The 15,380-nt window shown below is 69.3% G+C and carries 12 protein-coding genes; 11 read left to right on the forward strand and 1 reads right to left on the reverse strand.

Annotated features, from left to right (window positions below; all coding sequences use genetic code 11):
* Positions 1–2: 2 nt before the first annotated feature.
* The 8 genes from ACFVIV_RS38135 (at position 3) to ACFVIV_RS38170 (ending at position 10,897) form a co-directional block, all read left to right on the forward strand.
* Positions 3–494, forward strand: a complete 492-nt coding sequence (locus ACFVIV_RS38135) for a nuclear transport factor 2 family protein (RefSeq protein ID WP_379205055.1) — start codon at positions 3–5, stop codon at positions 492–494.
* 249 nt (positions 495–743) lie between these two features.
* Positions 744–2,225: a serine/threonine-protein kinase gene (locus tag ACFVIV_RS38140; protein ID WP_379205056.1), complete on the forward strand. Its 1,482-nt coding sequence runs from the start codon at positions 744–746 to the stop codon at positions 2,223–2,225.
* A gap of 45 nt (positions 2,226–2,270) precedes the next feature.
* A complete protein-coding gene (locus ACFVIV_RS38145; protein WP_379205058.1) occupies positions 2,271–3,515 on the forward strand; it encodes a hypothetical protein in 1,245 nt (414 codons plus the stop codon).
* A complete protein-coding gene (locus ACFVIV_RS38150) occupies positions 3,516–5,021 on the forward strand; it encodes a serine/threonine-protein kinase (protein WP_379205060.1) in 1,506 nt (501 codons plus the stop codon).
* Between the two features lie 30 nt (positions 5,022–5,051).
* Positions 5,052–6,581, forward strand: a complete 1,530-nt coding sequence (locus tag ACFVIV_RS38155) for a serine/threonine-protein kinase (RefSeq protein WP_379205071.1) — start codon at positions 5,052–5,054, stop codon at positions 6,579–6,581.
* Between the two features lie 110 nt (positions 6,582–6,691).
* The gene (locus ACFVIV_RS38160; protein ID WP_379205061.1) at positions 6,692–8,182 is read left to right on the forward strand and encodes a serine/threonine-protein kinase; all 1,491 of its coding nucleotides are present in this window, start codon (positions 6,692–6,694) and stop codon (positions 8,180–8,182) included.
* Positions 8,183–8,204: 22 nt separating this feature from the next.
* Positions 8,205–9,419, forward strand: a complete 1,215-nt coding sequence (locus ACFVIV_RS38165) for a hypothetical protein (protein ID WP_379205062.1) — start codon at positions 8,205–8,207, stop codon at positions 9,417–9,419.
* 2 nt (positions 9,420–9,421) lie between these two features.
* The gene (locus ACFVIV_RS38170) at positions 9,422–10,897 is read left to right on the forward strand and encodes a serine/threonine-protein kinase (RefSeq protein ID WP_379205063.1); all 1,476 of its coding nucleotides are present in this window, start codon (positions 9,422–9,424) and stop codon (positions 10,895–10,897) included.
* Here the strand turns inward: ACFVIV_RS38170 and ACFVIV_RS38175 are convergent.
* Complete coding sequence (locus ACFVIV_RS38175) at positions 10,894–11,349, reverse strand: MarR family winged helix-turn-helix transcriptional regulator (RefSeq protein WP_379205065.1); 456 nt, start codon at positions 11,347–11,349, stop codon at positions 10,894–10,896. The two genes, ACFVIV_RS38170 and ACFVIV_RS38175, sit on opposite strands and share 4 nt — an antisense overlap.
* Positions 11,350–11,435: 86 nt before the next feature.
* Here ACFVIV_RS38175 and ACFVIV_RS38180 point away from each other — a divergent pair, with 86 nt between their 5' ends.
* From ACFVIV_RS38180 to ACFVIV_RS38190, 3 genes are read left to right on the forward strand one after another with little or no spacing between them, the layout of a single operon-like run.
* Entirely contained in the window at positions 11,436–13,196 is a 1,761-nt protein-coding gene (locus ACFVIV_RS38180; RefSeq protein WP_379205066.1) for an ABC transporter ATP-binding protein, read from the forward strand.
* Between the two features lie 57 nt (positions 13,197–13,253).
* Positions 13,254–13,826, forward strand: a complete 573-nt coding sequence (locus ACFVIV_RS38185) for a TetR/AcrR family transcriptional regulator (protein ID WP_379205068.1) — start codon at positions 13,254–13,256, stop codon at positions 13,824–13,826.
* On the forward strand, positions 13,823–15,256 hold the full coding sequence (locus tag ACFVIV_RS38190) for an FAD-dependent monooxygenase (protein ID WP_379205070.1): 1,434 nt from the start codon (positions 13,823–13,825) through the stop codon (positions 15,254–15,256). Before ACFVIV_RS38185 ends, ACFVIV_RS38190 begins: the two co-directional genes overlap by 4 nt.
* The last annotated feature ends 124 nt before the right edge of the window (positions 15,257–15,380 follow it).

Here is a 15,380-nt window from a genome sequence, read left to right on the forward strand (position 1 = left end):
TCATGTCCACTCCCGCCGACCTCCGCCCCCTCATCGACCGCCTCGAAATCGAAGCCCTCTGCGCCCAATTCACCGACGCGGTGATGATGCACGACTTCCACCGCCTGGCAACCCTGTTCACCGACGACGCCGTCCTCCGCATCCCCGACGCCGGCATCGAAGTGTCCGGCCGCGCCCAGTTCGAGCCGAGCATGCGCCGCATGCAGGACGCCTGGGACTACTTCGTCCAGCACACCCATCCGGGCGCCACCACCATCGACGGCGACACCGCCACCGGCCGCGCCCACGTCTGCGAATTCGGCCGATTGCGCACCGGCAGCTCCCATCTCAACTACGCCATCTATCACGACCGCTACCGCCGCACCCCCGACGGCTGGAAGTTCACCGAACGCGTCTACGAGATCCGCTACCTCGACAACTCGCCGCTGCCGGGCTCCCCGCCGGGGGAGGACGGGGCGGGCGTGGACATCGCCGCCCTGCAACAACACGGGTGACCCGGCGCCGCCGGTAGAGCCGGAAACCGCACGGGTGCGCTTCCATTCGGAAGCGGCGCCCCTGTTTCGCAGGTGGGTGCGCGACCCCGCATTCGGTACAGAGCGAAACGAGCGGTAATTCGCCGTGAGCCATTCATTTCCGCTGGTCTGTTTCCGGACGCACTGTTACAGTCGCGCCGTAAGTGCTGCGCCGCAGGACCTTTCGTTTGCGTCGCGGTTGCTGTCTGGTTCGGAGCTGGGGGAGGGGCGATGCAGGTTCCCGAGGGCACGACCTTCGCGGGCTATCGCATCGAGCGCACGCTGGGCGCGGGCGGGATGGGCACGGTCTTCCTGGCCCAGCATCCCCGGCTGCCGCGCAAGGACGCAGTGAAGGTCCTGTCGGACGCGCGCGGCGCGAGCGCCGGATTCCGGGCGCGATTCCTGCGCGAAGCCGAGCTGGCGGCCCGGTTGCAGCATCCGAATCTGGTGTCGGTGCTGGATCGCGGTGAGCAGGACGGCCACCTGTGGATCGCCATGCAGTACGTCGAGGGAACCGACCTGTCCCGGCTCATCGGTCACGCCCCCGCGGGCCTGGATCCGGCGCGGTCGGTGCACATTCTCACCGAGGCCGCGCGCGGTCTCGACGAGATCCACCGCGCCGGACTGCTGCACCGGGACGTGAAACCGGCCAATATCCTGGTCGCCGCGCAATACGGCGGCCCGGAGCGGGTGCTGGTGACCGACTTCGGAATCGCCCGCCCGGAAGACGATTCGACCACGCTGGCCGATGCCGGCGCGGTCACCGCCACCCTCGCCTACGCCGCGCCCGAGCAGATCAGCGGCGCCCCGGTGGATCGCCGCGCCGACGTCTACGCGCTGGGCTGCACGCTGTACCAGATGCTCACCGGCTCGGTGCCGTTCCCGCGTGACAGCCCGGGCGCGGTCATGTACGCCCATCTGCACGACCCGCCGCCGCGGCCGTCGCAGCGAAACCCGGTCGTGCCCAGGGCATTCGACGCCGTGATCGCCCGCGCCATGGCCAAGCGGCCGGAGGATCGCTTCACCGGATGCGGTGAACTCGCCGCCGCCGCGCAGGCCGCGCTGGCGGGGGAGCGCGGGCCGATCCGCCGGTGGCGGCCGCGCGTCCTCGTGGCGGCCGCCGTGGCGCTGGCCGCCGTCGTGGCGGCGGGCGTGGCGCTGGTCGGGTTCCGCGCGGACGAGCCGGCCTCGGCGGCGGAGCCGAATCGGCCGGTCACCGGAACCGTCGACGCCGCCCAGTGGGGCGCGTACGCCTATATCGCGCAGACCTTTCCGGACCTGCTGCCGCCGACGCCGCACGGTGTCGGGTACCAGGAACTCACCGTGTGCATCCCGCAGGACGACCGGTACAACGAGGTATCGCCCGATGCCGTCGCCCCGGTCGGCCGCTTGTTCTGCCTCGGGAATCTGGATCCGGTACGGGCAGTGGAGGTCAGATGCAACGCAGACCGTTCGCCCATCGTTCCCAGCCGCTCGTTCGCGCGTCCGGAAGGCGATGAAAGCTGGTCTCGGCCTTCGGGATCGGGACGGTTGTTCTGGGGAAACGATACCTACCACGCGGTGGGTCACCCCCGCCTGGACGGGCGGACCCTGAGCGTACTCGACGTGCTGTTCACCGATTCGAGCCGCAACTTCTGCTGGCTGCGGGTGTACGGCGAAACAGCGACCGGCGCCGAACTGCGGGAGCGCTGGTGGCCCGCCGCGCCGCTGTGACCGCCCGCTCGTCGCTGGATATCGGAGTGCCGGAGAGCTGATGTGATGACGACCTTGACCGACAAAGCCCGCGCAATGGGTCTGGCCACCATGGTCGTGGCCCTGTGCGCCGCCTGCACGGTGACCGGAGATCCCGTAGCGCACTATCCGGACCCGGCGGCACTGGATACCGGCCCCTACAGTGGCGAGCCCTTCGAAGTGCCGGACGGCAGCGACGCCCATGGCCGAGTGCTGGAATCGGTCCGATTGGCCGAGGCCATGATGGATCCGGTCGAAGCCGATCCCACACTCACCCACGCGGCCGGTCTCAGCACGGTGGTCTCGCTGCCGACACCCGCGAAGGCGGCCATGCTGCTGTCCGATCCCGTGCGCTCCGTGCTGGAACGCCATGGCATGCTCGCAGGCTCGGCGGTGAGCGGCACCGATCGGACCTACGACCGGTTTCCGGAAGCCGGGCAGTCACGCATCCTGAGTGTGATCGTGCTGCGTTTCCCGGATGCCGATGCGGCCGCGCGCGCCGCCGTGGAGATCGACGCCGTCGATGCCGCGGTGAGTGCCGAGAACGTACCCGTCACCATCGCGGACCACCCGGCGGCCCGTGCGCATTGGCGCCCGGCGGTGCCCACCCTCGCGGCCACCCTCGCCCACGACGTCTTCGCCGTCAGCGTGCTCGCCGGGCACACCTCGGCGGATCTTCCCCTCCTGAGTGAGCTGGCCCGCAAGGCATTCGACGCGCAGGTGAAGCGGTTGGACGATTTCGTGCCCACCCCGCGTGACCAACTGGCCGCGCTGCCGCTGGACCCGCACGACATGATCCGGCGCATGGTGCCCGACGCGCCGGGGCGATGGCCGTATCCGGCGGTGATCGTCACCTCCGAACAGCTCAATGCCGGATGGAATTCGGTGATTCTGGATGTGGGCGTGGCCTATGGTCCGCGCGGGACGTGGTTGTGGGGTGGACGGAAGAATTCGGAGAACGCTCCGGAATCGGTCGCCTACAACGGGTTCAATGGCCTGTTCCGCTATCCGAGCATCGCCACCGCGCGCCGCGTCTTCGACCGAAAGGACGAGAAGATGGCGGACGAATCGGCGCGCGTGGTTCCCGCTCCAGCAGGTGTGCCCGATGCTCAGTGCTGGGAGTTCTCCGAGCACGACTTCTGGGGAATGACGAGGTACACGTGCTGGGTGCTGTACGGGCGCTACGTGGCAGCCGTTCTCGCCCGGGATCTGACGAATGTCCAGCAGAAGACCGCGGCGCAATACGGGCTGCTGGTGAACAGCGACCAGTAGATGACACAGCACCTGGCACCGGGTGCGGTGTTCGCCGGATACCGCATCGAACGAGTAATCGGCAGCGGCGGAATGGGAACCGTCTACCTGGCCGCCCACCCGCGGCTGCCGCGCTACGAGGCACTGAAGGTGCTGGCCGTTCCCGCCGATGCCGGAGCGGACTACCGCGCCCGGTTCGTGCGGGAAGCGGAACTGGTCGCCGGGCTCGATCATCCGAATATCGTCGCGGTGCGCGACCGCGGGATCGAGCACGGATATCCATGGATCGCCATGCAATTCGTGGATGGCACCGATGCGGGTGAGCTGATCCGCCGATCGCCCGGCGCGATACCCGCGCCGACCGCCGTGCACATCGTGACCGAGGCGGCGCGCGGTCTCGACGCCGCCCATCGCGCGGGCATCCTGCATCGTGATGTCAAACCGGCCAACCTGCTGGTGGAGCCGGGATACGGCGGACCGGACCGGGTTTACGTGACCGACTTCGGCATCGCCAAGACCGCTGCGGGAAACACGGTGCTGACCGAGGCGGGCGCGGTGCTCGCCACCATCGCCTATGCCGCGCCCGAACAACTCTCGGGTGGGCGCATCGATCAACGCGCCGACGTGTACGCCCTCGGCTGCACGCTCTACGAGTTGCTGACCGGCGCCAAACCATTCCCGCGCCCCACGGTGGCCGCGGTCATGCACGCACATCTGAGCGACCCTCCGCCGCGCGTGAGTGAACGCAATCCCGCGTTGGGGCGGGCCATCGACGCGGTGATCGCTCGCGCGCTGTCGAAGGATCCGGAGCACCGGTACCGACGGTGTGAGGACTTGGCGGCCGCAGCCGCAATGGCGCTCGGCAGCCGGCACGCGGCCCCGCAGCCCGCGGCGCGCCCTCGAACGCCGTTGCCGAAGACGTGGCGTCGCCGCGCCCTGGTCGCCGGATCGATCGCCGCCGTGGTGGTGGTCGCCGGTGTCACTGCGCTGGTCAGGAATGCGGCAGACTCGCCCGGGACATCCGCCGGAACATCACCGCCGCAGTCGACCACCCCGCTCGCGAGCCCCCTGACTTGGGGCAACTATGACTATGTGGCGCAGGCCTTTCCAGGACTGCTGCCCGCGGACCCCGCCTCCAGCGGATACCAGGGCATGCGATGCGCTCCGGTGAACGAGGATCTGCGCGAGGTCGATCAGAAGGCGCCGCTGGAGAAGGCGACGCGAATGTCGTGCCAGGGGAATGGAAATCCCCTCGACACACTGCTGGTGACCTGTAGCACGAGCCGCATACCGATGAGCCTGCCCCGCATCGCGGATGCGGTCGTCGTGGGCAGGGAACAATGGGAGCGCTCGTCCGGACGCGGTCTGCTGGAATGGGCGGACAGCACCGATCTCCAGGGGCAGGCGCAGGGCATCCTGCAGGTCCAATTCGACGATCCGGCACGCAACTTCTGCACGCTCTACCTGTGGGGCGGTGCCAATGGGCAGGATCTGGTGGATCGCTGGTGGCGCGATGCGCCACTGTGATGCCGTGGCCGCCACGGTGACGAGGTGAAGATGCCGGAAAATCCGCGCCCGGGCGCGATCTTCGCCGGATACCGCATCGAGCGGGCGCTGGGCAGCGGCGGCATGGGCACGGTGTACGTGGCGCGGCATCCACGCCTGCCGCGCAGCGACGCGCTGAAGATCCTGTCGGTCGCCCACGCCGACCACCCCGAATACCGGGAGTACCACGCCCGATTCCTGCGTGAGGCCGACATGGCCGGCCGGCTCAACCACCCGAATATCGTGGCGGTCCACGATCGCGGCGTCGAGCACGGCCGGCCGTGGATCGCCATGCAGTACATCGCCGGAACCGATGCGGGCGAGCTGACCCGCGGCGGCGCCGGGCTCGCGCCCGAGCATGCGGTCCACATTGTCGAGCAGGCGGCCCGCGGTCTGGACGAGGCGCACCGCCGCGGGATGGTGCACCGCGATGTCAAACCCGCCAATATCCTCATCGCGCCGAGCGCCGGGCAACCCGACCGGGTGCTGGTGACGGATTTCGGAATCGGCTGGGCGGCAGGGGAAACCACGCAGCTGACCCAGGAGGGGACGGTGCTGGCCACCATCGCCTACGCCGCGCCCGAGCAGCTGAGCGGCCACCGCGTCGACCATCGCGCCGACATCTACGCGCTCGGCTGCACGCTCTACGAACTGCTGACGGGCGCGAAACCGTTCCCGCGGCCGACCCCGGCGGCGGTCATGCACGCCCATCTGGCGGATCCGCCCCCGCGGGCGACGGCGATGCGGCCGGAATTGCCCGCCGGCCTGGACGGTGTGCTGGCCCGGGCCATGGCCAAAGATCCGTCGCACCGCTATCCCTCCTGCGGCGCGCTCGCCGCCGCTGCCCGGGCGGCGCTGGGCGGCGTGATGATCCCGGCGCCGGATGCCCGGGCGACGGGCCGCGGCCGGCGGCGCGTCCTGGCGGTGGGCGCGCTCGTGGCGGCGGGCGCTCTGGCCGCTGCCGCCGTCGCCCTGCTCCGAAACCCGGGCGGCGACCAGGGCGGCACGACCGCCGGGCCGGCCTCGGCCACCACGGCCTCGACGAGTCTCACCACCTCGGCGCCCGCCACGGGGGTCGGCGACTGGGGCAGCCACGAGTACATGACCGATGCCTTCCCCGGACTGCTACCCGTCTCTCCGGATGCGGCGGGACCCGGCGGAATACGCTGTGTCGCTCTCGATCCGGAGCGAGTCCCGGTGAATCTGGACCTGCCGGCATCGGGTGTCACGAAGATCCACTGCAATGGCGACAAGAACCCCGTCGAACTGATGGTCGTGCGGTGCAATGCCGATCGCAGCAAGAACGAGCCGGTGACCCTGGAATCCGGTATGACGATCGTGGGCCAGGACAGCTGGGAGCGCTCCACCGGTTCCGGCCGCATGGTCTGGGGCGATGTCGCGCATCCACGCCGCGCCGGGCAAGCCGGCGTCCTCGTGGTGAGCTTCGACGATGCGGGCCGCAGCTTCTGCCAGGTCATGGCCTATGGCGGCAACTCCGGGCAGGAACTGCTGGAACGGTGGTGGCCGACCGCTCCGCTCTAGCGAACACCCGGAAGAGGCCGCGGCCCTTACCCGTTCGGTACCGGCCGAATCGAACGTCCGGCCGTTGTCTGACGGCGTATGGTGAATCCGGGTGAATCCGGGGAGGATCAGTGGACTTCGCCGAGGGCACGATATTCGCGGGGTATCGGATCGAACGCAAGCTCGGTGCCGGTGGGATGGGCACCGTGTATCTGGCGCAGCATCCGCGGTTGCCGCGCAAGGATGCGCTGAAGGTGCTGGCCGATGGGCGGGGGCGGGACGGCGACTTCCGGAACCGGTTTCTGCGGGAGGCGGAAATCGCGGCGCGGCTCGATCATCCGAATCTGGTGACCGTGCGTGACCGCGGGGAAGAGGGCGAGCTGCTGTGGATCGCCATGCGATATGTGGACGGGATCGATCTGGCGGAGCTGATCGCACGGGGGCGGGAGGCGCTCGGGCCGGAACGGGTGGTGCACATCGTGTCCGAGGCCGCCAAGGGGCTCGACGAGATTCACCGGGCCGGATTGCTGCATCGGGATGTGAAGCCCGGCAATATTCTCGTGGACGAACGCGCCGGTGCGGCGGACCGGGTGTTCGTCACCGATTTCGGGATCGCGCGCGCGGCAACGGATTCGACGATCGATGCCCGATCGGCGGGTGTGACGGGCACGCTCGCGTATGCGGCTCCGGAGCAGTTGCGGGGCGGGCGGACCGATCGCCGGGCGGATGTGTATTCGCTCGGCTGCACGTTGTATCACCTGCTCACCGGGTCGCCGCCGTTTCCGCGGGAGACCGTCGGCGCGGTCATGTACGCGCACCTGAACGAACCGCCGCCGCGTCCGACCGCACGGAATCCTCGGCTGGCCCCCGGTTTCGACGCGGTGGTGGCCCGCGCCCTGGCCAAGAATCCCGGGGACAGATTCGCCGACTGCGGTGAATTGGCGGCGGCGGCACAGGTGGCCTTGGCGGGTGGCGTGGTGGCCGGACCGCCCGAGCGGCGGTCGCGCCGCCGGATGCTGGGGCTCGCGGCACTGGGAATCGCGCTTGTGCTCGCGGGCGGCGCGCTGGCGTTCGCCGTATTGCGTGAACCCGCCGGAACTCCGGTCCATTCGAATCCGCCGCGCACGGGAACCACCGAACCCGCGGAATGGGGCGCGGGAGGCTTCATCGCGGAGGCGTTTCCGGACCTGTTGCCGCCCATACCGGCTTCGGCCGGCTATCAGCAGTTGAGTTCCTGCACGATCAATCCGGGCAGCCGGCTGCCGCAGGAGGTCCGCGCAGCGGATGCCGTGGTGGAGTTGTTCTGCGTGGGCAATACCGATCCGGTGTGGTCGATGACCTTCACCTGCAACAGCGATCGCTCGCGCATCACGCCGGCGGCACAACTGGCGCAGCCGGAGGGGGACGAGACCTGGAATCGGGCTTCGGGTAGCGGCCACTTGTTCTGGGGCAGTGTCGTTTTCCCGGCGGGCACGATTCCCGCACTGGCCGATCAACGGGTCGGCATGCTCGAGGTGTACTTCGACAATCCCGATCGCAATTTCTGTTCGATCCGGGTCATGGGAGAGACGGACACCGGGGCCGAACTCCGAACCGAATGGTGGCCGGATGCGCCCTTGTAGGTTGATCGGGTCGAATCGCTCGGTGCGCGTCGCGGCGTGGATGCTGTGCGTGGCGCTGGCCGCCGCGACCGGCTGTACGGTGCAAGGGAATTCGGTGCCGCACTACCCGGATCCCGGGCAGCTCGATACCGGTTCCTACGAGCCGGCGCAGCTCGTCGCGCCCGCCGGAAACGAGGCGCACGGCCGGGTCGTCGAGTCCGCGCGCATGGTCGAGGCGGTCGTGGATCCGGGGGAAGTCGTTCCGCCCATGGTGTATTCGGCCAAGTCCTACGCGGTGAACCTGTTGCCGACCCCCGCCCTGGCGCGGGTGCTCCTGGCCGACGCGGTGCGCCCCGTATTGGAGCGGGAAGGCATGATCGCGGGCTGCGCGGTCGGCAAGTCCGATACGCGCGGCGGTGTCGAGATCGGGAAATCGCGTGCGCTGACGGTGATCCTGCTCCGATTTCCGGATGCCGGCGCGGCCGAACGCGCGGCCCGCGATATCGATGCGATCGATGCGGCGGTCAGTGCGGAGAACGTGCCGGTGACGATTCCGGATCACCCCGGCGCACACGCGCATTGGCGGCCGGCCGTGCCCACGCTCGCGGCCACCCTGCCAATCGATGCCTATGTGGTGAGCGTCCTGGCCGCCCACACCTCGACGGACCTTGGAGTACTCACCGCCATGGCCGCCAACGTGTTTCAGGGTCAGGCACTGTTGCTGCGGAACTTCTCGCCGACCCCGGTGGACCGGCTGGCGGCATTGCCGCTGGACTCCGCCGGCATGATCAGCCGCCTGGTGCCGGAGTCACCCGGTCGATGGTCGTATCCGGCCGTCGTGGTCGCCGGAGCGGAGGGCACCGCCGGGTGGGCGGGCGGACGGCTCGCAGCCGTGGGGGTGGTGCTCGGACGGCGCGGCGCCGCATTCTTCATGGGGTACGGCCAGGTGAACAGGCAGATCGACCAGCTGTCGCTGAACTCGCGAAACATTCTCGCGCGCTATGCGAGTGCCTCGGCCGCCCGCGCGGCATGGACGGAATTCACGACCTTCGCCGGCTTCGATGATTCCGTTCGATCCGTCGAGGGTCCCGCGGGATTGCCGGATGTCTTCTGCGTCGAGCGCACCGATCGCTCGTCCGAGCAGTACATGTGCCGAGTGCTCTACGACCGGTACATCGCGACGATCCGGATGAGCGATCCGGCAGTGCTCCGGCAGCGCACCGCAGCGCAGTACGGTCTGCTGGTGAACGGCGGCTGAGCATGTCGGAGAGGATGCCGCCCGGAACGATATTCGCGGGATTTCGCATCGAAAGGTTGCTCGGCCGCGGCGGGATGGGTTCGGTCTATCTGGCCCGGCATCCGCGATTACCGCGCCTGGTCGCGCTGAAGGTATTGCCGGGCTCCCTCGGCGCGGATTCCGAATATCGGCTCCGGTTCGAGCGGGAGGCGGAACTGGCGGCCCGGCTCGACCATCCGAATATCGTGCAGGTGTGGGACCGGGGTATCGAGCACGGATTTCTTTGGATAGCAATGCAATTCGTGGACGGCCCGGACGTCGCCGGATTGCTGCGCCGGACATCCGGGGGACTGCCGCCGCACCTGGCGCTCGACATCCTGACGCAGGCGGCGAGTGGTCTCGACGAGGCGCACCGATCCGGCCTGCTACATCGCGATGTCAAGCCCGCGAACTTCTTGATCGAGTCCGGTGACGCGCGTCCCCGCCGGGTCTGCGTCGCCGATTTCGGCATTGCGCGCACCGTCGCCCATCAGACCGCGCTGACCCGGCCGGGCGCGGTGGTCGGCACGGTCGCCTATGCCGCGCCGGAGCAGATCGAGGCGGCGGAACTGGATCACCGCGTCGACGTCTACGCCCTCGGCTGCGCCCTCTACGAACTCCTGACCGGCCGCAAACCGTTTCCGCGCGGATCCGACGTCGAAGTGCTCGTCGCCCATCTGCACGATTCACCACCCCGCGCGACCGCGGTCGATCCGAGCCTGCCGCGCGCGATCGACGCGGTGATCGCGCGGGCGATGGCCAAGCGACCGGCCGATCGTTTCGGATCGTGCGGCGAGCTCGCCGGCGCGGCGGTGGCCGCCTTCACTTCGGAGCAGGCGCCCCGCACACGCCGTTCCGGTCGCCTGAAGTGGGCCGCGACCGCATTGGCGACCGTGCTGATCGCCGCCCTGGCGGCGGCGAGTTTCCTTGTGGTGAACCGGAATCCGGGCCCGAGCACCACCGTGGCGGTTTCCACGCCGTCGACCGTCGTTCCGGTCGAGGCCCCGACATGGCGCAATTTCGACTTCGTGGCGCAGACCTTTCCCGGGCTGCTGCCACCGAACCCGCTGTCCAGTGGCTTTCAAGGCGCCACCTGTGTAGCGACGGACAACAATTCGAATACCGTCGACCCGAGCACCACTGTCGGCGCTATCGGAGTCCTGACCTGTCGAGGCAATGGCCGGCCGGTGGAACTCTTCTGGGTGGGCTGCAATGCGGATCGCAGCGCGGCACCGGCCGATCTCGGCCCGCGGACCGTGATCCTGGGCGAGGAATCCTGGGTGCGGGCCTCGGGCCGGGGCCGAGTCGTCTGGTGGACCGAGACCGATTCCCAGAATGCCGTGGTGTCCGGATTGACGGTGTGGTTCGACGATTCCCGCAACTTCTGCCGCATCGAGGCGCTGGGCACGAGCCCGGCTCGCGAATTGGTGGACCGCTGGTTCGCCGTGGCGCCGCTCTAGCAGGGGCTATCCGGTTGGGTCGCAGCGATATTCGCGGCGTCGAGTTCGGCGAGGATGGTGCGCAGGGTTTCCCGGCGGTCGGGGGAGAGGACGGCGAAAAGATCCCGGGCGGCGCGGCGGCGGGCATCGGCCATACGGGTGAGGACGGCGCGGCCGGAGTCGGTGAGGGCGACCAGGGTGGCGCGGCGGTTGGCCGGGTCGACGGAACGGGTGACCAGGCCCGCGGACTCCAGGGCGTCGACGACGGTGGTGGCCGAGCGGGGGACGATGCCGAGGCGGTCGGCGAGGGCGGACATGCGCAGCGGTTCGCCGGCGCGAGCGAGGACGCGCAGGGCTCGGGCCTGGCCGGGGGTCAGGCCGAGGGGGGCGAGGTCGGCGGACTGGGTGCGGCGGATGCGGCGGGCGGCGCGCAGGAACAGTTCGGGCAGGTCGCCCTCGGAGGCCTCGTCCATGGTTCTGAGCATAGATCATTGTTCATGGGAACAATTATGAGTCAGGCTCAGTTATAGGGCGTATTGCCGAAGGAAGGGAGGCGCCTATGGCTGCCCGATCCGAACTTCGCCGGATCATCCGGCTGTTTCATCCGTATCGCGGCCGGCTCGCCGTGGTGGGCGCGCTGGTCGGCCTGTCCTCGATCGTGGGGCTGGCCTCGCCGTTCATGCTGCGGGGCATTCTGGACGACGCGCTGCCGCACGGGCGCACCGGGCTGCTGAGCCTGTTGGCGCTGGGCATGATCGCCGTCGCCGCGCTGACCGCGGTGTTCGGCGTCTGGCAGACGTATCTGTCGACGGCCGTCGGCCAGCAGGTGATGCACGATCTGCGGACCGCCGTCTACGAGCGGCTGCAGTCCATGCCGCTCGCGTTCTTCACCGCGACTCGCACCGGTGAGGTGCAATCGCGGATCGCCAATGACATCGGCGGGATGCAGTCCACGGTCACCTCGACCGCGACCTCGCTCATTGCCAACTTCACCTCGGTGCTGGCCGCGGTCGTGGCCATGTTCGCCCTGGATTGGCGATTGACGCTCGTGTCGCTGGCCATGCTTCCGGTCTTCGTCTGGATCAGCCGGCGGGTCGGATCCGAGCGCCGCCGCATCACCACCCAGCGGCAGCGGCAGCTCGCGTCCATGTCCGCGATCGTCGAAGAGTCGCTGTCGGTGAGCGGAATCCTGTTGGGCCGCACCATGGGCCGATCCCCGGCGCTGGTGCGCGACTTCACCCGGGAATCGCGTGATCTGGTCGATCTGGAGATCCGCTCCAATATGGCGGGGCGCTGGCGGCAGTCCACCATCGGCATCGTCATGGCCGCCATGCCCGCCGTCGTCTACTGGGCCGCCGGACTGACCTCCGCCGCCGGAACCCCGCTGGTCTCCATCGGCACGCTGGTCGCGTTCACCACCCTGCAAGCGGGGCTGCTGCGTCCCGCGGTCATGCTGCTGTCCACCGGCGTCGAGGTCCAGAGCTCGCTGGCCCTGTTCAGCCGCATCTTCGAATACCTGGATCTGCGACCGGATATCGCTGAACCAGCAAAGCCGGTCGCGCTGCCCGCCGGCGGCGTGGCGGGCGCGGTGCGGTTCGAGCAGGTCGGCTTCGCCTACGACCCCGCCGATCGGGATATCCTGCGCGACATCGATATCGAGGTCCCGGCCGGGACGAGCCTGGCCATTGTCGGCGAAACCGGTTCCGGCAAGACCACTCTCGGCTACCTGGTGGCCCGCCTCTACGACGCCACCGCCGGCCGCGTCACCCTCGACGGAATCGACGTCCGCGACCTGAGTTTCGCCGACCTGTCCGCCACGGTCGGGGTCGTCTCCCAGGAGACCTACCTGTTCCACGCCTCGGTGGCCGACAACCTGCGCTTCGCCAAACCCGATGCGACAGACGAGGAACTGCACGCCGCGGCCCGCGCCGCCCGGATCCACGACCACATCACCGGGCTGCCGAACGGCTACGACACCCTGGTCGGCGAACGCGGTTACCGCTTCTCCGGCGGTGAGAAACAACGCCTCGCAGTGGCGCGCGCCATTCTGCGCAACCCGCCGATCCTGGTCCTCGACGAGGCCACCAGTGCCTTGGACACCCGCACCGAACGTGAGGTCCAGGACGCCATCGACGCCCTGTCGGCCGGCCGCACCACCATCACCATCGCGCACCGGCTCTCGACCATCCGCGACGCCGATCAGATCGTGGTCCTCGACCGCGGCCGCGTCATCGAACGCGGCGCCCATGCCGAGTTGCTGGCCCGCGACGGTTCCTACGCCGCGCTGCTCGCGCGCGACGAGCTCGCGGTCGTCGCCTGATCGGCCCCGGCCCGATCCGCCTTGAAGTGTACGAAACGGTACCGTACACTTCGGGGAGTGGTTCGAGGACAACAGCGGGTCGATGCGATCCTGGCGGCCACCCTGGATCTGGTCGCCGAGCACGGGTATCCGGCGCTCACGATCGATGCGGTGGCGGCGCGTGCCAATGCCAGCAAGGCCACCATCTACCGACGCTGGCGCAACAAGGCCGAACTGGTCAAGGCGGCCCTGGACGCCTACGACGCCGAGCAGAACGCCGCGATCCCGGATACCGGGTCGCTGCGCGGTGACCTGGTCGCGGTCCTGGAGATGTTGTGCACCAAGTCTTCCGAGCGTTTCCTGGCGATGATCGGCGGGCTCGTGGCGGCCATGCGGCACGATCCGGAGCTGGCCGGCGCGCTGCGGGAGCACATCGACAACGAGGAACTGTCCCCGTTCCATGACGCGCTGCGGCGCGCGATCGCCCGCGGTGACCTGCCAGCGGACATCGATACCGATCTCATGCACGACGTGGCCGAGGCGATGATCATGCGCCAGGTGCAGATCGGCGCCGGTTTCGACGCGGCTTTCATCGACCGCCTCGTCGACGATGTGCTGCTCGTGCTCCTACATCGTGAAGGAATGCAGTGACCGTCTTGATCGTCGGCGCCGGGCCGACCGGACTGACCCTGGCCTGTGACCTGGCCCGCCACGGGGTGCCGTTTCGCATTGTCGATCGGGCCGCAGGGGTGTTTCCCGGCTCGCGGGCCAAGGGCCTGCAACCGCGCACCCTCGAGGTGTTCGACGACCTGGGCGTGCTCGACGCCGTGCTGGCGGGGGGCGAGCCGTTCCCGGAATTCCGCCTCTATCGGGGGCGCGAGGTGCTGTGGGAGCGGTCCGTCGGTGAAATGCTCGGCGCTCCGGCACTTTCGGCCTCACCGGCCGTGCCCTACCCGCAGACGTGGCTCATTCCGCAGTGGCGGACCGAGCAGCTCCTGCACGACCGGCTGGCCGAATTGGGTGGGCGCGTGCAGTGGAATACCGAGATACTCGGTGTCGCACAGGATTCCGGCGGCGTCACGGCATACACCGCGGACGGGGAGATACGCGCGGACCACCTCGTCGGCGCGGACGGCGGGCACAGCGCCGTCCGCAAGGCGCTCGGCGTCGGCTTCGCGGGCGATACCTTCGAGACCGAGCGCACCCTGATCGGCGACCTCCGCGTGGACGGCCTGGACGGGCGGTACTGCCACATTCTCACCGGCGCCGGCGATGTGGGGCAGCGGTTCTCGCTGTGGAACCTGCCGGGCAGCGAGTACTACCAATTCGTCGCCTCGATGCCCGCGGACGAGGCGCCGGAGCCGACGCTGGAGGAGGTGCGGCGGCTGTGCCGGGAGCGGTCCGGCCGCACCGATATTCACCTGTACGACCTGCGGTGGATCTCGCTGTACCGGGTGAACGTGCGGATGGTCGATCGATACCGGGTGGGCCGGGTGCTGCTGGCGGGCGATGCCGCGCACGCCCATTCGTCGGCGGGCGGGCAGGGGCTCAATACCGGCGTGCAGGATGCCTACAACCTCGGCTGGAAGCTCGCCGCGGTGCACGGCGGAGCCGACCCGGAACTGCTGGAAACCTATGCGGCCGAGCGAATGCCGGTTGCCGCGAAGGTGCTGGGCCTGAGTACGCGGCTGCACCGGCAGGACTTCCACGGCGGGACGGCGCCGGCGATCCACCAGCTGGACATCAGCTACCGGAATGGCCCGCTGGCGCTCGACGCGCGCACCGCGCCGGGCGCACTGCGGGCCGGTGACCGCGCACCGGACGGGCTACTGCCTTCGGGCGGAAGACTTTTCGAAGCCTTCCGCGGCCCGCACCCCACCCTGCTGGCTTTCGACGCGCCCCCGGCGGATCTCGGGATCCCGGAGGTTCCGCTGCTGGAATGCGACGGCTACGACGTGGCCGCGGGCGCCTATGTGCTCGTCCGCCCGGACGGGTACATAGGCGCTATCAGCGAATCCGCCGACGTCATCGAGAAGTACCTGCGCGGGATGACCGGAAATCAGCCGATGCCGGGAATATAGCCCGGGTACACATAGTGGCCGGGCCCGCCGCCGGGCAGATTCCAGCCCGTGATGGACGGGAAGGGGAAGGGATCGCCTGTCCGCGCACCCCGGGCGGGTCGCCGGATCCGCCGCTCAACCGCGG

Source organism: Nocardia sp. NPDC127526 (genome assembly GCF_042672265.1).
Classification (GTDB): domain Bacteria; phylum Actinomycetota; class Actinomycetes; order Mycobacteriales; family Mycobacteriaceae; genus Nocardia.

Bases quoted from the DNA above. Each gene is read 5' to 3' on its own strand.
- ACFVIV_RS38135 (WP_379205055.1), top strand. From the start codon at position 3: ATGTCCACTCCCGCCGACCTCCGCCCCCTCATCGACCGCCTCGAAATC.
- ACFVIV_RS38140 (WP_379205056.1), top strand. From the start codon at position 744: ATGCAGGTTCCCGAGGGCACGACCTTCGCGGGCTATCGCATCGAGCGC.
- ACFVIV_RS38145 (WP_379205058.1), top strand. From the start codon at position 2,271: ATGACGACCTTGACCGACAAAGCCCGCGCAATGGGTCTGGCCACCATG.
- ACFVIV_RS38150 (WP_379205060.1), top strand. From the start codon at position 3,516: ATGACACAGCACCTGGCACCGGGTGCGGTGTTCGCCGGATACCGCATC.
- ACFVIV_RS38155 (WP_379205071.1), top strand. From the start codon at position 5,052: ATGCCGGAAAATCCGCGCCCGGGCGCGATCTTCGCCGGATACCGCATC.
- ACFVIV_RS38170 (WP_379205063.1), top strand. From the start codon at position 9,422: ATGTCGGAGAGGATGCCGCCCGGAACGATATTCGCGGGATTTCGCATC.
- ACFVIV_RS38175 (WP_379205065.1), bottom strand. From the start codon at position 11,349: ATGGACGAGGCCTCCGAGGGCGACCTGCCCGAACTGTTCCTGCGCGCC.
- ACFVIV_RS38180 (WP_379205066.1), top strand. From the start codon at position 11,436: ATGGCTGCCCGATCCGAACTTCGCCGGATCATCCGGCTGTTTCATCCG.